Origin of the sequence: Streptomyces sp. NPDC051286, from assembly GCF_044455345.1 — a bacterium.
In the GTDB taxonomy this organism is placed as follows: domain Bacteria; phylum Actinomycetota; class Actinomycetes; order Streptomycetales; family Streptomycetaceae; genus Streptomyces.
Window position 1 is genome coordinate 89,989 of the sequence record NZ_JBITER010000012.1, and the last position, 19,276, is coordinate 109,264.

A 19,276-nucleotide genomic window follows, 5' to 3' on the forward strand; every position below is an offset into this window, starting at 1 on the left:
ACGGTGACACGATGACGTGGTGACCCACGCACGGCAGCACACCCCGCACCACCCCATTCAGGTCATCGCACACCGCGGAGCGTCCGACGACGCACCCGAGCACACCCTGGCCGCATACCGGAAGGCGATCGAGGACGGTGCCGACGCCCTGGAGTGCGATGTACGTCTCACCGCCGACGGCCACCTCGTCTGCGTCCACGACCGCCGGGTGAACCGCACGTCCAACGGGCGGGGTGCCGTCTCCGCCCTGGAGCTCTCCGCACTCGCCGCACTCGACTTCGGCTCCTGGAAGGACCGCGAGGAGTCTCCGGACTGGGACCCGGTGCCGGGCGAGCTCACCTCCGTACTCACTCTGGAACGACTGCTCGAACTGGTCGTCGAGACGCGCGCCGCCGGGCGCCCCCTGCAACTGGCGATCGAAACCAAGCACCCCACGCGCTGGGCCGGACAGGTGGAAGAACGGCTGCTGCACCTCTTGAAGCGGTACGGGTTCGACACACCACCGGCGGACGGCCCCTCACCGGTACGGATCATGAGTTTCTCGGCGCGCTCCCTGCACCGCATCCAGGCGGCCTCACCCACCCTGCCCACCGTCTATCTGATGCAGTTCGTCTCGCCGCGACTGCGCGACGGACGGCTGCCCGCCGGTGCCCGGATCGCCGGTCCGGGCCTGCGGATCGTACGCAGTAACCCCGGCTACATCGAGCGACTGCACCGCGCGGGCCACCGCGTGCACGTCTGGACGGTCGATGAACCGGAAGACGTCGAGCTCTGCACCCATCTGGGCGTCGAGGCAATCATCACGAATCGCCCAAAACAGGTCCTGTCGCAACTGGGTCATCTTTAACATCAGTTACAGGGAGTACACCGGCGCATTCGATCTGTATTCGACCGTTACAAGTGCGTCACTGGCAGACCAATGGCCGGTTTCCGGCCCAGTCCAGGAGGGCATTCACTCCGTGGCGTGGGGCAAAGGAGGTCTCGGGGGTGGCGTTGGTGGTGGCACAGGAAGTGCCCACGTCGTCGAGCATGGCCGTACCCCATGGCCCTGCGGGCGTGGGCCAGGCGCGGCACCGGATGCGCGAGCAATTGCGCAGCTACGGGGTGTCGGATTCGGTCGTCGACGATGCTGTATTGATCCTTTCCGAACTTCTCAGCAATGCCTGTCGACACGGCAGGCCGCTGGGGCGACACACGGATGTGGGTGATGGTGACGTCCACGCCGCATGGCGCGTCGACAGAACAGGCGGACTGACTGTCGAAGTGACCGACGGAGGCGGTCCCACCAGACCGATTCCGGCCACTCCCTCGGTGACGGCGCGCGGCGGACGCGGGCTCAACATCATCAGCGCCCTCGCCGAGGAGTGGGGCGTACGCGACGGCTCGTCCGGCGAGGTCACCGTCTGGGTGGTGGTCAGCGAGGGTCATGGGGCCGGGAACGGACACGCGCCAAGGCTCGACGGGCTGGACTTCGACGACGCGGGCTGACGCCGACACACCCGTTGCACACCGGCCGGACGCAAGGCAGAGGCGCCACCCTGCGGACAGACCCCCGTACGGGCCGGCAGGCGGACCGCGTGCCAACCGGTGCCCCGGCCCATGCCCCGGCCGACCTTCCGGCGTATGTACACGCAGGCGCCCGGGCGTCTGTGCCCCGTACCCGACACGGGCCGCTAGGCTCGCGGCCCAGACCGCACTGTCGCAATCGGGAGAAAGCCCACCATGGCCAAGAAGCGCCCTCAGACCAAGGCCGGGAAGCAGCAACTCAAGGCCGGAGAGATCCCGGTGGTCGGGGCTCGTGAGCCCTGCCCGTGCGGTTCGGGCCGCCGCTACAAGGCGTGTCACGGCCGCGCCGCCGTCCAGGCCGTGACCGAGCTGGTCCACCGCCCCTTCGAGGGCCTGGCGGGCGAGTGCGACTGGGTTGCCCTGCGCGAGCTGGTGCCCGCCGCCACCGTCGAACTGACACTCAAGGGCGGGCTGCCCGGGGGTGTGCCGTCCGTGACGCTCGCGACCGTGCTGCCGATGGCCTGGCCGGCACTGCGCCGCGACGACGGTTCCGTCCTCGTCGCCCTGCAGAACGACACCCCCTCCGGTGACCTCAGCCGAGACCTCGCGGACACCCTGCAGCGAGCACTGACCGCCGAGCCCGGCTCGCCCGTCGCCGCCCGCCGCGCGCCGGCCGACGGTCCGCGCCTGCAGGACCTGCTCGACCCGGAAGCGGCATTCGAGCCGGTCGTCCACTCCGGCTTCGAGTTCTGGGTCCCGGACGCGGAGAACGCCACGCCCGAGGTGTCCGCGTCCCTGGAACGCGCGAACGAAGCGGCGATCCCGACCGTCCTGCTCTCCGGGGTGGATGCCGCGTACTGGTGCGAGACCCCGGAAAAGAACCACCTGCGCTGGGTCATGCCGCACCCCGAGGAGCAGCTGCTCGACGCGCTCGCCCGGCTGCACGCCGCCGGCACCTCCTCGCTCGGCGAAGGGACCCGGCTGGTCGGCTCCTTCCGCGCGCACGGGCTGATGGTTCCGGTCTGGGACCTGCCGAGCGCGATGGGGGCAAAGGAGTGCGAGAAGCCCGCAGCCGAGTTCGCGGAGCGGCTGACGACGGCACTCGCCTCGAACGCCCCGCTCACCGCCGAGGAGCGCCGGGCCCGTGGCGGGCTCACCAACCGCCAGGTGACGCTCAGCTGACCGTGCGGACGTGACGACCCCTGCGGGCCGCCAGGTGACTCGCGTCACATCTGTCATACCCGCAGGTAAACCGCTGTCCGAATACGTGAGATCGAATTTGCGAACGGCAGATCTCTTGTTACCGTTCTAGAAGCCCGGTCGCTGGTGCATCCCCCGTCGCCAGCGACCGGGCATTCTCATGCCCTGATTCGGCGCGCGACGCGGTCCACGGAGCGGACGGCGCCCGGCGCACAGCACCTGCGGACCGGCGTCAACCCGCCGCAGCGTACGCCGGATTGGAACCGGCCCTCAGCAGAAGCGGCGCCTCATCGGCCGCCCCCTCACCCGCGTACTCAGCCACTGCCGTGTACGCGTCGAGGCCTCCGTGCGACGAGTGGCGAGGCGTCTCGCAGACTCCCGGCTCATCCTGTGCGTCCACCGTGCAGCGCACTTCGACGGTCCAGCCGCCGGGCCCCATCAGGGTGAGTACGGAGCGGAGTTCGCCACCCGTCGTATTGCGGTAGGAGCTGCGCGCCCAGATATCCCCTCCTTCGGTCATGACGCAGGTCTGCGCCTGGACTCCCTCGGGGGACATCAGCTCGGGGCCGCAGCGGGTAACGGTCCGCGGAGCGGAACCGGCAGCGCCTGGGCCGGTGGCGACGCCGAATCCGGGGACCACCCTGGTCTCACCGACCTCACGGGAGCGGTCGGTATAGGACAGAAGTCCCCTACCGAAACTCCCGCCCGAAGATCCTTTTGCGACAGTGCCCCTCATGCCCTCCTAACCCTTTTCGGAAGGTGCATCAGAAAGCCCGTCGACATCAGACTTTGCATAGGCAGACTTTGCATGGCCGGCTACGGAATCGGGACTTTCCGTGGGTTCGGCGGAAGCAACAAGCGGAAGCACGGCGGCGGACACCACCACACCCGCCATAACGATCATGCGGAGATTCACGGTGGTCCCACCTGTCGGCCGACGGGAATTCCTGACGCTGCGCCGAAGATATCGGCGTCATGGAGGTACCCGGGTGGACCACGCCCGCGCACCGCAGAACCCGGACCGGCTCACACCCGAAGGAGTGAGCCGACCCGCCCCGGGCCGTCCACCGAACCGCTCGTACACCGGCCCTGGCAGCCGCGCCCGTCAGTAAGCAAGCCGACTGCCGCCGCCGGGAGCGCTGGTGCTCGCTTCGACCAGTGCGTCCAGGACGGCTTCGACGTCCGGCAGCCAGGGCGTCGCCGAGCCGGGCAGCGGAGCCCGCTCCCAGCGCACCTGTCCCGCACCCACCCCCGACGGGGGAAGGACGAGGTAGCCGCCCTCGCCGTGGAAGCGCAGCGAACTGGGGACCCAGTCCTTGGCATGCAACAGCTCACCCAGCCGCTCAAGGGTGTACGGGGCGACCAGCAGCGACCACCGCGTCGGTGTCGCCACCACCGGGCCCAGCCGCATGTCCATGCGGTCGAGCTCGGCCAGCGCCCGGACACCGGCCACAGCCGGCAGGCTCAGCGCGCACGGGGCACGGCCACCGGTGGCCAGCACGATCGGCGCGGTCGGCCGGTTGTTCCACCACCAGCGCACCATGCGCTCGTCGGTGGTCGCCGCGAGGAGACCGGGGTCGAAGGGGTGTGCGCCGGGTACGGCGCACTCGGGATCGGGGCAGGCACAGCCACGGCCACGGTCACCGCGGCCATTGGCTGCGTCCAGTCCCACTCCGGGGAGCACGGGCCACTGCCATGCAGTGGCACAGGTCAGGGCCGCGTCGAGCTGAGCGGGCCTTGCCTTGCGCCGGAGCCTGCGTCGCCTTCCGAGGATCTCGCGCATGAGCGCTCGTTCCTTTCCGTTGAACGCCGAGGGCCACATCACATCACGCGTACGTCACATCGCGTACGCACTACTTCACCGTGCGTACATGCTCTCTATATCTGCGGTACGGGGTCACCCGTCGGTACCGAGCGTGAGCCGAGTCGAGCTGAGCCAGGTCCAGCCAAAAGCATGGCAAGGGGCAGCGCGCATCGCGCCTGCCGTCCGATGGTGCACAACCCCGCCACTCGGGGGTGGGGCGCGGTCGTCGTAGTGAGGACGCCCGGGCTCTCTGCCAGGTTCCGGGGCGACCGGAACTGCCCCTGGTTCCTCACCGATTACGTACCCCCGCAGGCCCGGAATGACGCTCCCGCCGGGTCTTCACCCCGCGGGCGCCTCCTGTCGAGCCAGACCCAGTCGACCGCAATTAGCCGCCATAGGGTGCATTTTTTGGCCAACTTGCTGGTCCCACGGACACCACAAATGCCGTAGGGACAATGCTGGACATCGGCTCACTTGTGCGTGTACATGTGGATGCACTGATAGCGGCGCAGAATGACATGGGGGTTTGCGATGCTATTCGACGAAACGCACTGGTCGGAAAGCCGGTTGCCATGAGCGCCCCTCACCTACCGAAAGTGGCTGGAATCGATCCCATGGTTCCTGTTTCAGCGCACACTGCTGGGCCCCTGGCCGATGTGGCCGCCGCACCGGGAGCCTTCATCCAGGACCGTCTGGCCGGCTGGGTGTCCGACCTCACGACGCTCCATGAACTCACCGAGCGACTGGCCAGAACCAGCACCCTCGACGACGCACTGCACGAACTTCTGGATGCCGGCGCGGCTCTCGTCGGCGCCCGCCGCGGGCTGATCGTGTTCGAACCCTCCGACCGTCGCGGCCCGGTCTCCACCATCGGCCTCGGGCTCGCCCATGCCGAGCTCGGGCACATCGAGACAGTGCCGCGCAGCGCCACCTCGTACGGACGGATCCTGGACGGTCTTCCGGCCACCGAAACCCCGCTGACCAGCCCTGACCTTCTCGGCGACGCAAGCGTGGACCCCCACCACCGCGAGGTCGCCGCCCGGCTCGGATACGCCGCCAGCTACGCCCTGCCGATCACCACCGACGCGACCGGACGACTCGGCGCAGCCGTCTGGCTGTACGACGAGCCCGCCGAGCCGCTGGAGCGCCAACGTCATCTCGTCGGCCTGTATGCCGGCTACGCGAGTGAGCATCTGGCCCGGTTGCTGGAGCTGGAACGGGCCAGGGCCGACGTCGCCACCATCACGGAGGAGCTGCTGCCCAGCCGACTGCCCCGGGTCACCGGCGTACAACTGGCCGCCCGCCATCGCACGGCACCGCGCGGCGGCGGTGACTGGTACGACGCGCTGACGCTGCCGGAGGGCGCACTCGGTCTCGCCGTCGGTTCGGTGGGCGGTTCCGGGCCGAGCGCCCTGGCCGCCATGGGCCGGCTGCGGGCGGGCCTGCGGGCGTACGCGGTGATGGAGGGCGAGGATCCGGTCGCCGTCCTGTCCGATCTGGAACTGCTGCTGCGGCTGACCGAACCCGCCCGGTCCGCGACCGCGCTCTTCGCCTACTGCGAACCCGCCCGCCACAGGATCCTGCTGGCCGGCGCAGGGCACACCCCGCCGCTGGTGATCGGCGACCGGCGCACGGAGTTCGTCGAGACCTCATTGTCCGCACCGCTGGGCATGCTTGCCTGCTGGGAAGCGCCGAGCGTGGAAATCGCCCCGGTGCCCGGCGAGACCGTTCTGCTCTACACCGACGGACTTTTGCGCCGTACCGGCGACTCGATGGACCGGGCGTTCGCACGGCTGCACTCGGCAGCCGCGAGCGTGCCGAGGGCGCTGCGCCACGACGCCGGGTTCGTCGCCGACCACGTCCTGCGGACCGTCCTTCCGGACGGGCTCGACCTGGCCGACGGCACGGAGGACGTCGTGATCCTCGCCGCACGCTTCGACTGAACCGATCATTTCGGCTGAGTGGTGTCTCCCGGCTTCCGCGTGTAAGAGGTCCTACGGCCCTGGGCCCCCTTCCGTGCGCCCGTACGATGGACGAGATCCAGTGTCGTATCAAGGAGAGTCAAGCCGTGTCTGAGGAGCTCATCCCGGAGAACCCGGAGACCGAAGAGGCCGAGACCGTCAAGCAGCGGAAGAACGGCCTGTACCCGGGCGTCTCCGATGAGCTCGCCGCCGGCATGAAGTCGGGTTGGGCCGACACCGAGCTGCACGGTCTCGAGCCGATCGCGCAGGCCGGTCACACCGCCGACCGCCGCGCCGCCCTGTCCGCCCGCTTCCCCGGGGAGCGTCTGGTCATTCCCGCAGGCAAGCTGAAGACCCGCGCCAACGACACCGAGTACGCCTTCCGCGCGTCCACCGAGTACGCGTACCTCACCGGCGACCAGACCCAGGACGGTGTGCTCGTCCTGGAACCGAAGGACGACGGCCACGAGGCGACGATCTACCTGCTGCCGCGCTCCAACCGGGAGAACGGCGAGTTCTGGCTCGACGGCCAGGGCGAGCTGTGGGTCGGCCGCCGCCACTCCCTCACCGAGGCCGAGCAGCTGCTGGGCCTCCCGGCGAAGGATGTGCGCGAGCTCCCGGCCGCGCTGGCCGAGGCCACCGGCCCGGTCCGCAACCTCCGCGGCCACGACGCGGGCATCGAGGCCGCGCTCACCGACAAGGTCACCGCGGAGCGCGACGAGGAACTGAAGATCTACCTCTCCGAGGCGCGACTGATCAAGGACGCCTTCGAGACGGCAGAGCTGCAGAAGGCCTGCGACGCCACGGCGCGCGGCTTCGAGGACGTCGTGAAGGTCCTCGACAAGGCCGAGGCCACCAGCGAGCGTTACATCGAGGGAACGTTCTTCCTGCGCGCCCGCGTCGAGGGCAACGACATCGGCTACGGCTCGATCTGCGCGGCCGGCCCGCACGCCACCACCCTGCACTGGGTGCGCAACGACGGCCCCGTGCGCTCCGGTGAGCTGCTGCTCCTCGACGCCGGTGTCGAGACCAACGACCTCTACACCGCCGACGTGACCCGGACCCTTCCGATCAACGGCACGTTCACGCCGCTGCAGCGGAAGATCTACGACGCGGTGTACGAGGCCCAGGAGGCGGGCATCGCTGCCGTCAAGCCGGGCGCGGCCTTCCGCGACTTCCACGACGCTGCGCAGCGCGTGCTCGCCGAGAAGCTCGTCGCCTGGGGCCTGCTGGGCGACCTCTCCGTGGAGAAGGTCCTGGAGCTGGGTCTCCAGCGCCGCTGGACCCTGCACGGCACGGGCCACATGCTCGGCATGGATGTCCACGACTGCGCCACCGCGCGCACGGACACGTACGTGAACGGGACGCTGGAGGCAGGCATGTGCCTCACCGTCGAACCGGGCCTGTACTTCCAGGCCGACGACCTGACCGTGCCGGAGGAGTACCGCGGCATCGGCGTCCGGATCGAGGACGACATCCTCGTCACCGAGGACGGCAACCGGAACCTCTCCGACAAGCTGCCGCGCCAGGCCGACGAGATCGAGGCCTGGATGGCCCAGCTCAAGGGCTGACCACCGGAAGTCCGCACCCATGCGCCGGAGGGCGCCCTGCTCAGGACACCATGAGCAGGGCGCCCTCCCGCCATTTCAGAACCTTGTCGAATCTCACCACCGCGCCACGGCCCGGCCGGTTGCCGAAGTGGACATGGTCGGCGAGCTGCTCGATCAGACAGAGCCCCCGGCCGTCCTCGGCGCCGACGGGCGGCAGGAACTGCTGCTGTTGATCCGACTGCGGCTGATCAGCAGTGCGAAGCGCGCACCGCGCGGGGAAACCGGGCCCCGAGTCGGCGACTTCGATACGGCATTTCTCGCCGTCCAGATACGCGGTGACCCGGTACTGCCCGGAGGCCGAACCGGACTGCTCGTCCCAGGCGTCCCAGGTGTCCCATGGGGCCCCGGGGGCGTCGAGGTCTCTCCGGTCCCCGCCGTGCTCGACGGCATTCGCACAGGCTTCGCTGAGCGCGACCGACAAGTCGAAGGAGATGTCCGGATCCACGCCGGCGGTCTCCATGGTGCCGAGCAGGAAACGACGGGCGAGCGGAACGCTCGCAGCTTCGCGCCGCAGATGGAGTGACCACCACATGCTCATGCTCCAGCCTCCTGGCTGCGGCTCGACATACCGATACGTATTGCCGCACTGGGCGGTTCGTAAGCACAGACCTGATGTGAAACCGCTCATTCGGCGGATACCCGCACTTGGGGCACCCGTGTATGCCAGGCCCGACAGCAGGAACGCCGCGCACCAATCGCCCGGAAGGCGACCTTCCGGGCCTGCCGTACCGATTCCCGGGGCGCAGTGCGATGATGGCCCGGCCATGTCTACGCCTGTCGCACGCGCCGGAGCCGGTCTGCGGCTCCTGAGGGCCGCGGTGTTCACCGCGGTCTGTGTCGCGCTGTCCGCGGCAGGGCATGCACTGGCCTCTTGCGCCGACGTCCCCTGGTGGACGCTGCTCGCAGGCTTCCTCGGAGTCTTCGCAGTGGTGGTGGCGCTCGCCGGACGCGAGCGTTCCCTGCCGTCCATCGCCACCACCCTGGCCGGTGGGCAGCTCGCCCTGCACACCCTGTTCGGGCTGGGCACGCACATCGCGTCCGGTACGCCGACGCAAGCAGCGGCGGATAACGGCTCCCTGGTCAGGTTCGCCGCAAGCCTGGTGTGCGGCGCCGGACCGGCGCAGCTGAACGCCGCCGAAGCCCACCGCATCGTCAGCAACGCGGGCATCGATCCGGCGACGGTGACAGGCATGGACCATCAGTCCATGGCCGCCGCCGGAACCGACCCGACGCTCACGAGTCTGCTGCCCAGCCTGCCCATGCTGCTCGGCCATCTGCTGGCCGCGCTGGCCACGGGCTGGCTGCTGCGGCGCGGCGAGATCGCCTTGTTCAAGCTGGCCAGGCTGTCCGCACACGGCGCCCAGCAGCTCGCGGCCGAGGCCCGGTTGCGCGCGCTGCGGGCCGCGCTCGTTCTCGTACGAGCGCTGCGGGCCGGTCTCCTGGTTGAGGCGGCGACCGGGCCGCGCGCCCCCCGTACCGCAGCCGACGCGCCGGCTCCGGTCCCCGGCGATCCACTGCAGCACCAGGTGATCAGGCGCGGGCCGCCGCCCGCATTCACCCTCGCAGCCTGACGCGACACCCTCCGCTCGTAGCACGCACGAACCGTTCGCGGTCATCACCCGGCCCATGCCTGGTGGCGCCCGCCCGGCACGGTGCACGCACGCCGCACGTGAGGAAGAGGTGTCGCGATGCCGTCGCGCACCTGTGCGGCGGACCACCCTTCCTTCGTGCTTCTGTGGAGTGATTCCTGCCATGAACGTTTCCCGCATCGCCCTGGTCGGCGGCGTCGCCGCCTCCACCGTGCTGATCCTCGCCGGTACTGCCTCCGCGCACGTCAGCGTGCAACCCCAGGGGGAGGCAGCCAAGGGCGGCTACGCCACGATCAACTTCAAGGTCCCCAACGAGCGCGACGACGCCTCGACGACCAAGCTCGAGGTCAGCTTCCCGACCGACCACCCGCTGGCCTCGGTGATGCCGCAGCCGGTGCCCGGCTGGAAGATCGACGTCACCAAGAGCAAGCTGGCGAAGCCGCTGGACATGCACGGCCAGAAGATCAACGAGGCCGTCTCCAAGGTCACTTGGACCGCCGAGGGCAACAAGAACGATCTCGGTATCCGCCCGGGCGAGTTCCAGCAGTTCCCGCTCTCCGTCGGCCAGCTCCCCGAGGACGCCGACCAACTGGTCTTCAAGGCCATCCAGACGTACGACAACAAGGAAGTCGTCCGCTGGATCGAGGAGCAGAAGGACGGCGCCGAGGAGCCCGAGAGCCCGGCGCCGGTCCTCAGGCTGACCGCCGCGACCGCCGACGAGCACGGCAGCACCGCCGACGACAAGAGCGGTGCGGCGACCGCTGATGAGAAGAAGGACGAGCACACGGAAGCTGCCTCCGCCTCGTCCTCCAGTGACACGACCGCCCGTGTCCTCGGAGTGGTCGGCATCGCCATCGGCATCGCGGGGGTGGCCTTCGGCTTCCTCGCAGGCCGCCGCCGCAACGTCTGAGACCCCCGGCCCTCTCTTTCGGATCGGACCGGGCCCAGGAGCCCGGACCGATCCGGAAGAGGGCCCCACACCCCACCGTTTTCACCGACCCATCAGGAATCAGCGATCCATGCGTAAGAAAAATGTGCTGGTCGCGGCGTTCGTCGCCACGGCCGCACTCACCCTGTCGGCCTGCGGCAGCGGCGACGACAGTGCCAAGAAGCCCATCGCCGATGTCTCCGCCGAGGCGAAGACCAAGGCCGCGACGGTGCTCGACCAGCCGTTCACCAAGCCGAATCTGGTCCTGACCGACACCCACGGCAAGAAGTACGACCTGCGTGAGGAGACCAAGGGCAGGCCGACGCTCATCTACTTCGGCTACACCAACTGCCCCGATGTCTGCCCGCTGATCATGAGCAACATCGCCATCGCCAAGAAGTCTCTGCCCAAGGCCGACCAGGACAAGCTGCGGGTCGTCTTCGTCACCACCGACCCCGAGCGGGACACCCCGTCCTCGCTGGGCAGCTGGCTCAAGGCCCAGGACGCCTCCTTCATCGGCCTCACCGGCGACTTCCCGGCCATCCAGGCGGGCGCACGCCAGATCGGCATCGGCATCGACCCGCCGAAGAAGGAGAAGGACGGCACGGTCGTCTCGATGCACGGGTCGCAGGTCATCGCGTTCTCCCCGAAGACAGACAAGGGGTACGTGCTGTACAGCGAGGACACCTCGCCCGACGACTACGCCAAGGACCTCCCCAAGATCATCAAGGGGGAGACTCCGTGAACCGCCGCACCACCCTCGCCGGCGCCGTCGCCCTCACCACCGGGCTGGCGCTTGCGGGATGCTCGGCCTCGGACAGCAAGCCCGAGCTGAAGGTGACCGGCGCGTTCATGCCGCAGCCCGTCAGCGACATGGCGGCGGGCTTCCTCGTCGTGCGGAACACCGGCGGCAGCTCCGACCGGCTCACGTCGGTCACCAGCCCGCTCTCGGACCACGTCACGATCCACGAGACGAAGAACCAGACGATGCGCATGGTGACGTCCTTCGAGGTGCCCGCCGGCGGCGAGCTGGATCTCGAGCGCGGCGGGAGCCACATCATGTTCACCGCGCTCAAGGAGCGGCCCAAGCAGGGCGAGACGGTGACCGTGGAACTGCACTTCGAGAAGGCCGACCCGATAGCGGTCGACCTTCCTGTGAAGGAGACCACCCACAACCCGAAGAAGCAGTGAGGGACTGACACACCATGACAGCCACCGCCCCGCCCTTCGGGCCGTCCCCGTCCGTGCCCCCGGTGCGCCGGCCACTCGCCGCGGCCGCACTCCTCGCCGCGCTCGTCACCATGGTGGCGGGCCTGCTGCTGGGCGGCGCGGCACCCGCGTCCGCACATGCCGCGCTCACCGGGAGCGATCCGCAGGACGGGGCGGTGGTCGCCTCCGCACCCAAGGAGGTCACGCTCACCTTCTCCGAGCAGGTCGCCATGGGCAACGGTTCCATCCGGGTCCTGGACCCCGGCGGCAAGCGCGCCGACACCGGTGCGCCTCCGCGTGATCTGCAGAGCGGCTCCACCGTGAAGTACGGCATCACGCTCCACTCCGGGCTGCCCGACGGTACATACACCGTGGCCTGGCAGGCAGTCTCCGCGGACAGCCACCCGGTCTCCGGTGCCTTCACCTTCTCCATCGGGGCCCCCTCCGAGACCACCGTCGCCCTCCCGTCGGACGAAGCCGGCGGTGGCCTGGTCGGCACGCTCTACGACATCGCGCGGTACGCCGCGTACGCCGGGTTCATCGTGCTGGCCGGTGGCGCGGCCTTCATCCTGGCCTGCTGGCAGCGCGGGGCGGGCGCGCGCCCGCTGCAGCGCCTGGTCGTGCGCGGCTGGCTGACCCTCACCGCGGCCACCCTGGCCATGCTGTTCCTGCGGAGCCCGTACACCGGCTCCGGGAAGCTCGCGGACGCCTTCGACCTGGGCGGCCTGAAGGCCGTGCTCGACACCAAGCCCGGGGCCGCGTTGGTCTCACGGCTGCTGCTGCTCGGGGCCGCCGCACTCTTCATCGCCGTCCTGTTCGGGACGTACGCGAAGCGCGAGGACGAGCGGGAGAAGAAGGACCTCACGTTCGGACTGGCCATCGGCGGCGCGGTCATCGCCGCCGGGATCGCCGGAACGTGGGCGCTCGCCGAGCACGCCTCGACCGGGATCCAGCCCGGCATCGCCATGCCGGTCGACGTGCTGCACCTGCTCGCCGTCGCCGCCTGGCTGGGCGGACTCGCAGCGCTCCTGGTCGCGCTGTACCGGACGCCGGACATCGGAGCCACGGCGGTACGGCGCTTCTCCCGTATCGCGTTCGGCAGCGTGCTCGTACTCACCGCGACCGGGCTCTACCAGTCCTGGCGCCAGGTGGGCTCCTGGTCCGCGCTCACGGGCACGGGGTACGGGCAGTTGCTGCTCGTGAAGGTGGGACTCGTCGCCGTACTGGTCGGGGTCGCATGGATCTCGCGGCAATGGACGGCTCGGCTGACGGCGGTCCCGACCGAGGTCGGGACCGCGGTGGCCCCCCAGATGAACGCGGATGCCTCCGCCGAGGCGGAGAGCGAACCGGCGGACGAGTCCGAGGACCCGTCACGGGCCGCCCAGCTCGCCCGGCAGAAAGCCGCTGTGGCAACCGCCACGAAGAAGCGGATCCGCGATGCCGACCGCGAGCGGTCCGGACTCCGCCGCTCCGTGCTGGCGGAAGTGGGCGTCGCGGTGGCGTTGTTGGCAGTGACGACCGTACTGACCTCGACCGAGCCGGGACGTACCGAGGAGGAAGCAGCCCGGGCCTCGACCGGCGCATCCGCGCCCGCGGCCGAAGGACCCGTCACGCTGAGCCTGCCGTTCGACACCGGAGGCCAAAACGGCAAGGGAACGGTCCGGATGGACATCGACCCCGGCCGTACTGGCGCCAACGGCGTTCACCTCTGGATCGACGGACCCGACGGACAGCCCATGGACGTCCCCGAGGTGAAGCTCGCCTTCACCCTGAAGTCCAAGGGCATCGGGCCGCTGCCCGTCCTCCCCGACCGGCTCACCGAGGGGCACTGGACGGCGAGCGGCGTCCAGATCCCGATGGCAGGCGACTGGACGGTCGCGGTGACGGTCCGTACGTCGGACATCGACCAGACCACTATGGGCAAGAACGTGAAGATCGGCTGAGCGGGATCGTGAGCACAGACAGCAAGAAGAGTGGAAACAACGGGGAGAACTCCACCGGCGAGATCTCCCGGCGGCGGTTGCTCGGCACCATGGGTGCGGCCGGGGCGACCGGAGTGGTGCTGGGCGCGGCAAGTGGTGCGATCGGTTACGCCGCAGCCCGCCCCGACGAGCCGACAGCACTGACGACGGTCGGCTCGACCGAGGAAATGTTTCACGGGAAACATCAACCGGGGATCACCACTCCGCTTCAGGCATGTGGGCATCTCATCGCCTTCGACCTGGCACCCGGCACCGGGCGGAAGGAAGCCGCCGCCCTGATGCGCCGCTGGTCGGCCGTGGCCCAGCGCCTGATGGCCGGCGAACCCACCCGTGGGGGCAGCGCGGACGGCACGGAACACGACACCGGGATAGCGCTGGACGCTGGCCCCTCCTCGTTGACCATCACCTTCGGCTTCGGGCACACCTTCTTCGAACGCACGGGCCTGGCGGACCACCGGCCGCCCGGGCTGGATCCCCTGCCGCCGTTCTCCGCCGACCGGCTCGACGCCAAGCGCTCCCACGGCGACCTCTGGGTGCAGATCGGCGCCGACGACGCGCTCGTCGCCTTCCACGCCCTGCGCGCCGTCCAGAAGGAGGCCGCCACGACGGCCCGGGCCCGCTGGCAGATGAACGGCTTCAACCGCACCCCCGGTGCCACGGCCGCGCCGGCAACCGCCCGCAATCTGATGGGGCAGATCGACGGCACCGGGAACCCGAAGCCCTCGGAGAGCGACTTCGACCGGCGCATCTTCGTACCGTCTCAGCCGAAGGCCGGCGACGACGCGAAGTACGCCTGGCTGGCCGGTGGCTCCTACGCGGTCGTACGGCGGATCCGGATGCTGCTCGACGACTGGGAGAAACTCCCGGTGGAGCAGCAGGAGCGGGTCATAGGGCGGCGCAAGTCGGACGGCGCGCCGCTGAGCGGTGGCACCGAGACCACCCCGATGGACCTCGACAAGGCCGGCCCCGACGGCAGGCTGCTGATCCCGGACAACGCCCACGCCCGGATCTCCTCTCCCGAGCGGAACAGCGGGGCTGCGATGCTGCGGCGCCCCTTCTCCTACCACGACGGCATCGCAGCCGACGGCACTCCCGACGCCGGGCTGCTGTTCATCTGCTGGCAGGCGGATCCGCTGAAGGGATTCGTACCGGTGCAGCGCAAACTCGACCGGGGCGATGCGCTGTCGCCGTTCGTCCGGCACGAGGCGAGCGGCCTCTTCGCGGTGCCGGGCGGTGCGGCAAAAGGGGAATACGTGGGGCAGCGGCTCCTGGAGTCCTGAGCGGGCAAGGCGCACTAGGGTGACGGTATGTCCGCCACGCGCTACGCCTATCTCGGTCCCGAAGGCACCTTCACCGAGGTCGCCCTCCGTACGCTCCCGGAAGCCGCCACTCGGGAACTCGTACCGATGGTCTCCGTACCGGCGGCACTGGACGCGGTACGGAGCGGGGCTGCCGCAGCCGCCCTCGTACCGATCGAGAACTCCGTCGAGGGCGGCATCACCGCGACCCTCGACGAGCTGACCGCCGGTGAACCACTGATGATCTACCGCGAGGTGCTGCTCTCCATCACCTTCGCCCTGCTCGTGCGGCCCGGCACCAAGCTGCACGACATCAAAACCGTCACCGCGCACCCGGCGGCACAGCCACAGGTACGCAACTGGATGGCGGCCCATCTGCCGGAGGCCGTATGGGAGTCGGCCGCGTCCAACGCGGACGGTGCGCGGCTGGTGCAGGAAGGGCGGTACGACGCCGCCTTCGCCGGTGAGTTCGCGGCGGCCACCTACGGCCTCGAACCGCTGGTGACGGAGATCCACGACGCGGAGAACGCACAGACGCGCTTCGTGCTGGTGGGGCGTCCTGCCCGGCCCGCGGCGCCGACCGGCGCGGACAAGACGTCGGTGGTCATCTGGCTGGGCGACGACCACCCCGGCGCACTGCTCGAACTCCTTCAGGAATTCATGGTGCGCGGGGTGAACCTGATGTTGATCCAGTCTCGGCCGACCGGGGCGGGCATCGGGAACTACTGCTTTGCGGTCGACGCCGAGGGACACATCGCGGACCGTCGCGTCGGGGAGGCGCTGATGGGGCTGAAGCGGATCTGCCCGAAGGTGCGGTTCCTGGGTTCGTATCCGCGTGCGGGGGTGGCGCCGGAGGACGTGCGACCGCTGCGCGACGGGACGTCGGACAGGGAGTTCACGGACGCCTCGGACTGGCTGGCCCGGGTCCAGGACGGCCGCGCCTGACCGGGAACCGGACGGCCGCGCCTGACCGGGAACCGGACGATCGGGCCTGATGGCCTGGGGTGACGGCCGGCGCCGAAGCCCTGGGCCGATGGCGGGGTTGGGTTTCCTGCCAACGGCTGCACGCGCACATTGCCGGTATTACCTGCCGATTTTCGCAATCCACAAGAGTTATCCACAGGGCTGGTTCTCGACCTGGGGACAAGTCGACACCTCAACATGGCAAGGTCGACAAATCACCCCAGTCGCCCCGTATCCGCCCACAGAGCCACAGGCTGCCCGTGTCATCTCAATTCCATTGATCAACTCCTTAGGGTGAGGAATTCCCACCCGAATGAGCGTGTGAAGTGAGTTTGAACGGGGAATCCATGCGCCCTCATGCGGCTTTCGGAATGATCTCTCCCCGTGTCCACAGATCTCCCCCACAGCCTGTGGATAACTATGGAGGACTTCCCACCCCTGTGGACAAGCACCCTCAACTCCCCCTGCACGCATGGCTGATACGTCAAGAGCGAAAGCCCTTTCTGCCCCATTTAGGGGAATAGGAGCTCCCTACTGACGACCGGAATCGATCACAGGCGATGATTCTCCCCCTTTTACCAATTCAGGCAATTCGGGCAAAGTGACACGCTTGGCAATATCGGTTCGAGCTAGGGAAGCGCACACCGGTAGCCTGGAGGGGTGATTGACCTTCGCCTGCTCCGTGAGGACCCCGACCGTGTTCGCGCCTCCCAGCGCGCCCGTGGAGAGGACGTCGCGCTCGTCGACGCCCTTCTCTCCGCCGACGAGCGGCGCAGGTCGTCCGGTGTCCGCTTCGACGAACTCCGTTCCGAGCAGAAGTCGCTCGGAAAGCTCATCCCCAAGGCTTCTCCCGAGGAGCGCATCGAGCTGCTCAAGAGGGCCGAGCAGCTGAAGGCCGATGTCAAGGCGGCCGACGCGGCGCAGGACGAGGCCGACGCGGAGGCCAAGAGCCTGCTGCTACAGCTCGGCAACATCGTCCACGAGGACGTGCCGGTCGGCGGCGAGGAGGACTTCGTCGTCCTGGAGACGCACGGCACCATCCGCGACTTCGGCGCCGAGGGCTTCGAACCCAAGGACCACCTGGAACTCGGCGAGGCGCTCGGCGCGATCGACATGGAGCGCGGCGCCAAGGTGTCCGGCTCGCGCTTCTACTACCTGACGGGTATCGGCGCGCTGCTGGAGCTCGCCCTCGTCAACGCCGCGATCGCGCAGGCCACCGAGGCCGGGTTCATCCCGATGCTGACCCCCGCGCTGGTCCGCCCGCGCGCCATGGAGGGCACCGGCTTCCTCGGCCAGGCCGCGGAGAACGTGTACCACCTGGAGAAGGACGACTACTACCTGGTCGGCACCTCCGAGGTCCCGCTCGCCGCGTACCACATGGACGAGATCATCGACGCGGACAAGCTGCCGCTCCGCTACGCGGGCTTCTCGCCGTGCTACCGCCGCGAGGCCGGTACGTACGGCAAGGACACCCGGGGCATCTTCCGCGTCCACCAGTTCGACAAGGTCGAGATGTTCTCGTACGTCGACCCGGCGGACGCCGAGGCGGAGCACCGGCGTCTCCTGGACTGGGAGAAGCAGTGGCTCACTGCCCTCGAGCTGCCGTTCCAGGTGATCGATGTCGCCACCGGTGACCTGGGGGCCTCGGCTTCCCGGAAGTTCGACTGCGAGGCGTGGATCCCGACCCAGGGCAAGTACCGCGAGCTGACGTCCGCATCGAACTGCGACGGTTTCCAGGCGCGCCGCCTCTCCGTCCGGATGCGCGACACCCGCGACGGCAAGAAGGTCCTCCAGCCGCTCGCCACGCTGAACGGCACGCTCTGCGCCGTACCGCGCACGATCGTGGCGATCCTGGAGAACCACCAGTTGGCAGACGGTTCGGTACGGGTGCCCGAGGTGCTCCGTCCGTACCTGGGCGGGCGCGAGGTCCTGGAACCGGTCGCCAAGTGACCTTCCCGTACAAGCTCGTCGCCACTGACCTCGACGGGACGCTGCTGCGTAACGACGACACGGTCTCCGAGCGCACTCGCGAGGCACTGGCCGCCGTCACCGCGGCCGGTGCCGCACACATCATCGTCACCGGGCGGGCTGTCCCGTGGACCCGGCACATCCTGGACGACCTGGGCTACCAGGGCATCGCGGTCTGCGGCCAGGGCGCGCAGGTCTACCACGCGGGCGAGCACAAGCTGCTGACGTCGCTGACGCTGGACCGCCAGCTCGCCGGCCTCGCGCTCTCCAAGATCGAGGCGGAGGTCGGGCCGCTGGCGCTGGCCGCGAGCCGCGACGGGCTCGACGGTGAGGTGCTGGTCGGTCCCGGCTTCCGCGGACAGGAAGGGTCCCTGCCGGCCGTCTTGGTGAAGGACACGACCGAGATGTGGTCCGCGCCCCTGAACAAGGTCTACATCCAGCACCCGGAACTCGACGACGACGCACTGGCGGACGCAGCGCGTGGGGCCGTCGGCAACCTGGTGGACGTGGTCATGGCAGGCCCGGGCGTGGTGGAGATCCTGCCGTTGGGGCTGAGCAAGGCGACCGGGCTCTCGCTGGCGGCACGCCGGCTGGGTGTGAAGGCGGCGGACACACTCGCCTTCGGTGACATGCCGAACGACATTCCGATGTTCGCCTGGGCGCAGCACGGGGTCGCGATGGCCAACGCTCATGACGACCTGAAGGCCGTCGCGCACGAGATCACCGCCTCGAACGAGGACGACGGCATCGCTGTGGTGCTGGAGCAGTTGCTCTAGGCAGCCGCAGGCCACGCGCATGCGGAGAATCACGGGCCCGGTGCAGGCATGCACCGGGCCCGTGATCGTGTGCGGCCTCAGCGCACGGAGTCGTCTGCGTATCTGTGCGGAGGATGCGCGGATCGAACGCGCGCGGGGTCAACGGCCCCGACCACGGCTTAGCAAGCCGCTGCCTTACCACTCGGCCAATCCTCCGGGTGGGCGGCCGCGCGATGCGCGCAAAAAAGCCGCCCCGGGCGTCCTGCTGGGAGCGGCTCAGCGGAGTGAGGTGATGGTTACTCCGGCGCCTGCTCCGGGCCGCCCTGGTGAGAACTCGACGGACTCGTACTCTCGGTCATCGTCGCGCTCCTCTCCCGGTCCCTGTGGCGTGCACTTCCTCAACCACTGTGCCCGGGGCGGCCCTTGTCCGCCACCCATTATTTCGAGCGTCGACCAGGGCCCCGGCCGACGTGGTTGCTCGCGGCCCACGACCGCCCGTTCGG

At 69.3% G+C, this 19,276-nt stretch carries 17 protein-coding genes and 1 tRNA gene; 14 read left to right on the top strand and 4 right to left on the bottom strand.

What is annotated here, in order from left to right:
* Positions 1-19 precede the first annotated feature (19 nt).
* The 3 genes from ACIBB8_RS15060 to ACIBB8_RS15070 all read left to right on the top strand — a co-directional run bounded on the left by ACIBB8_RS15060 (position 20) and on the right by ACIBB8_RS15070 (position 2,688).
* Positions 20-847: a glycerophosphodiester phosphodiesterase gene (locus tag ACIBB8_RS15060; protein ID WP_398952112.1), complete on the top strand. Its 828-nt coding sequence runs from the start codon at positions 20-22 to the stop codon at positions 845-847.
* A 53-nt stretch (positions 848-900) separates the two neighbouring features.
* Complete coding sequence (locus ACIBB8_RS15065) at positions 901-1,488, top strand: ATP-binding protein (protein WP_398952114.1); 588 nt, start codon at positions 901-903, stop codon at positions 1,486-1,488.
* A 234-nt stretch (positions 1,489-1,722) separates the two neighbouring features.
* Complete coding sequence (locus ACIBB8_RS15070; protein WP_398952116.1) at positions 1,723-2,688, top strand: DUF5926 family protein; 966 nt, start codon at positions 1,723-1,725, stop codon at positions 2,686-2,688.
* A 250-nt stretch (positions 2,689-2,938) separates the two neighbouring features.
* Here ACIBB8_RS15070 and ACIBB8_RS15075 read toward each other — a convergent pair whose 3' ends face one another.
* Both ACIBB8_RS15075 and ACIBB8_RS15080 read right to left on the bottom strand, forming a co-directional pair.
* A complete protein-coding gene (locus tag ACIBB8_RS15075) occupies positions 2,939-3,226 on the bottom strand; it encodes a hypothetical protein (RefSeq protein ID WP_398952118.1) in 288 nt (95 codons plus the stop codon).
* A gap of 585 nt (positions 3,227-3,811) precedes the next feature.
* Positions 3,812-4,489 carry a bifunctional DNA primase/polymerase gene (locus ACIBB8_RS15080; RefSeq protein ID WP_398952120.1) on the bottom strand — a complete coding sequence of 226 codons (678 nt, stop codon included), beginning with the start codon at positions 4,487-4,489 and terminating at the stop codon, positions 3,812-3,814.
* Between the two features lie 476 nt (positions 4,490-4,965).
* On the opposite strand from ACIBB8_RS15080, the gene ACIBB8_RS15085 reads away from it, so the two are divergent.
* Both ACIBB8_RS15085 and ACIBB8_RS15090 read left to right on the top strand, forming a co-directional pair.
* Positions 4,966-6,453: a PP2C family protein-serine/threonine phosphatase gene (locus ACIBB8_RS15085; RefSeq protein WP_398952122.1), complete on the top strand. Its 1,488-nt coding sequence runs from the start codon at positions 4,966-4,968 to the stop codon at positions 6,451-6,453.
* A 125-nt stretch (positions 6,454-6,578) separates the two neighbouring features.
* A complete protein-coding gene (locus tag ACIBB8_RS15090; protein ID WP_398952124.1) occupies positions 6,579-8,042 on the top strand; it encodes an aminopeptidase P family protein in 1,464 nt (487 codons plus the stop codon).
* Between the two features lie 40 nt (positions 8,043-8,082).
* Here the strand turns inward: ACIBB8_RS15090 and ACIBB8_RS15095 are convergent, their stop codons facing one another.
* On the bottom strand, positions 8,083-8,619 hold the full coding sequence (locus ACIBB8_RS15095) for an ATP-binding protein (protein ID WP_398952126.1): 537 nt from the start codon (positions 8,617-8,619) through the stop codon (positions 8,083-8,085).
* A gap of 226 nt (positions 8,620-8,845) precedes the next feature.
* Between ACIBB8_RS15095 and ACIBB8_RS15100 the strand changes: the two genes are divergently transcribed.
* From ACIBB8_RS15100 to ACIBB8_RS15140, 9 genes are all read left to right on the top strand, one after another.
* Complete coding sequence (locus ACIBB8_RS15100) at positions 8,846-9,652, top strand: hypothetical protein (RefSeq protein WP_398952128.1); 807 nt, start codon at positions 8,846-8,848, stop codon at positions 9,650-9,652.
* 181 nt (positions 9,653-9,833) lie between these two features.
* The gene (locus ACIBB8_RS15105; protein WP_398952130.1) at positions 9,834-10,580 is read left to right on the top strand and encodes a YcnI family protein; all 747 of its coding nucleotides are present in this window, start codon (positions 9,834-9,836) and stop codon (positions 10,578-10,580) included.
* Between the two features lie 109 nt (positions 10,581-10,689).
* Complete coding sequence (locus ACIBB8_RS15110; RefSeq protein WP_398952132.1) at positions 10,690-11,343, top strand: SCO family protein; 654 nt, start codon at positions 10,690-10,692, stop codon at positions 11,341-11,343.
* A complete protein-coding gene (locus tag ACIBB8_RS15115) occupies positions 11,340-11,789 on the top strand; it encodes a copper chaperone PCu(A)C (RefSeq protein WP_398952134.1) in 450 nt (149 codons plus the stop codon). Before ACIBB8_RS15110 ends, ACIBB8_RS15115 begins: the two co-directional genes overlap by 4 nt.
* 14 nt (positions 11,790-11,803) lie before the next feature.
* Positions 11,804-13,750, top strand: coding sequence for a copper resistance protein CopC (locus ACIBB8_RS15120; protein ID WP_398952136.1), 1,947 nt, complete (start codon positions 11,804-11,806; stop codon positions 13,748-13,750).
* Between the two features lie 89 nt (positions 13,751-13,839).
* Positions 13,840-15,069 (top strand): iron uptake transporter deferrochelatase/peroxidase subunit, encoded by a 1,230-nt coding sequence (gene efeB / locus ACIBB8_RS15125; protein WP_398952259.1) that lies wholly within the window; start codon positions 13,840-13,842, stop codon positions 15,067-15,069.
* A gap of 27 nt (positions 15,070-15,096) precedes the next feature.
* A complete protein-coding gene (gene pheA / locus ACIBB8_RS15130; RefSeq protein ID WP_366133127.1) occupies positions 15,097-16,032 on the top strand; it encodes a prephenate dehydratase in 936 nt (311 codons plus the stop codon).
* 678 nt (positions 16,033-16,710) lie between these two features.
* Complete coding sequence (gene serS, locus ACIBB8_RS15135; protein WP_358856590.1) at positions 16,711-18,000, top strand: serine--tRNA ligase; 1,290 nt, start codon at positions 16,711-16,713, stop codon at positions 17,998-18,000.
* Positions 17,997-18,794: an HAD family hydrolase gene (locus ACIBB8_RS15140; RefSeq protein WP_398952138.1), complete on the top strand. Its 798-nt coding sequence runs from the start codon at positions 17,997-17,999 to the stop codon at positions 18,792-18,794. Before serS ends, ACIBB8_RS15140 begins: the two co-directional genes overlap by 4 nt.
* A gap of 107 nt (positions 18,795-18,901) precedes the next feature.
* Here ACIBB8_RS15140 and ACIBB8_RS15145 read toward each other — a convergent pair.
* A tRNA-Ser gene (locus ACIBB8_RS15145) sits at positions 18,902-18,989 on the bottom strand.
* Positions 18,990-19,276: the final 287 nt, after the last annotated feature.

Bases quoted from the DNA above. Each gene is read 5' to 3' on its own strand.
- ACIBB8_RS15070 (WP_398952116.1), top strand. From the start codon at position 1,723: ATGGCCAAGAAGCGCCCTCAGACCAAGGCCGGGAAGCAGCAACTCAAG.
- ACIBB8_RS15075 (WP_398952118.1), bottom strand. From the start codon at position 3,226: ATGACCGAAGGAGGGGATATCTGGGCGCGCAGCTCCTACCGCAATACG.
- ACIBB8_RS15080 (WP_398952120.1), bottom strand. From the start codon at position 4,489: ATGCGCGAGATCCTCGGAAGGCGACGCAGGCTCCGGCGCAAGGCAAGG.
- ACIBB8_RS15085 (WP_398952122.1), top strand. From the start codon at position 4,966: ATGCTGGACATCGGCTCACTTGTGCGTGTACATGTGGATGCACTGATA.
- ACIBB8_RS15095 (WP_398952126.1), bottom strand. From the start codon at position 8,619: ATGAGCATGTGGTGGTCACTCCATCTGCGGCGCGAAGCTGCGAGCGTT.
- ACIBB8_RS15100 (WP_398952128.1), top strand. From the start codon at position 8,846: ATGTCTACGCCTGTCGCACGCGCCGGAGCCGGTCTGCGGCTCCTGAGG.
- ACIBB8_RS15105 (WP_398952130.1), top strand. From the start codon at position 9,834: ATGAACGTTTCCCGCATCGCCCTGGTCGGCGGCGTCGCCGCCTCCACC.
- ACIBB8_RS15110 (WP_398952132.1), top strand. From the start codon at position 10,690: ATGCGTAAGAAAAATGTGCTGGTCGCGGCGTTCGTCGCCACGGCCGCA.
- ACIBB8_RS15120 (WP_398952136.1), top strand. From the start codon at position 11,804: ATGACAGCCACCGCCCCGCCCTTCGGGCCGTCCCCGTCCGTGCCCCCG.
- efeB (WP_398952259.1), top strand. From the start codon at position 13,840: ATGGGTGCGGCCGGGGCGACCGGAGTGGTGCTGGGCGCGGCAAGTGGT.
- pheA (WP_366133127.1), top strand. From the start codon at position 15,097: ATGTCCGCCACGCGCTACGCCTATCTCGGTCCCGAAGGCACCTTCACC.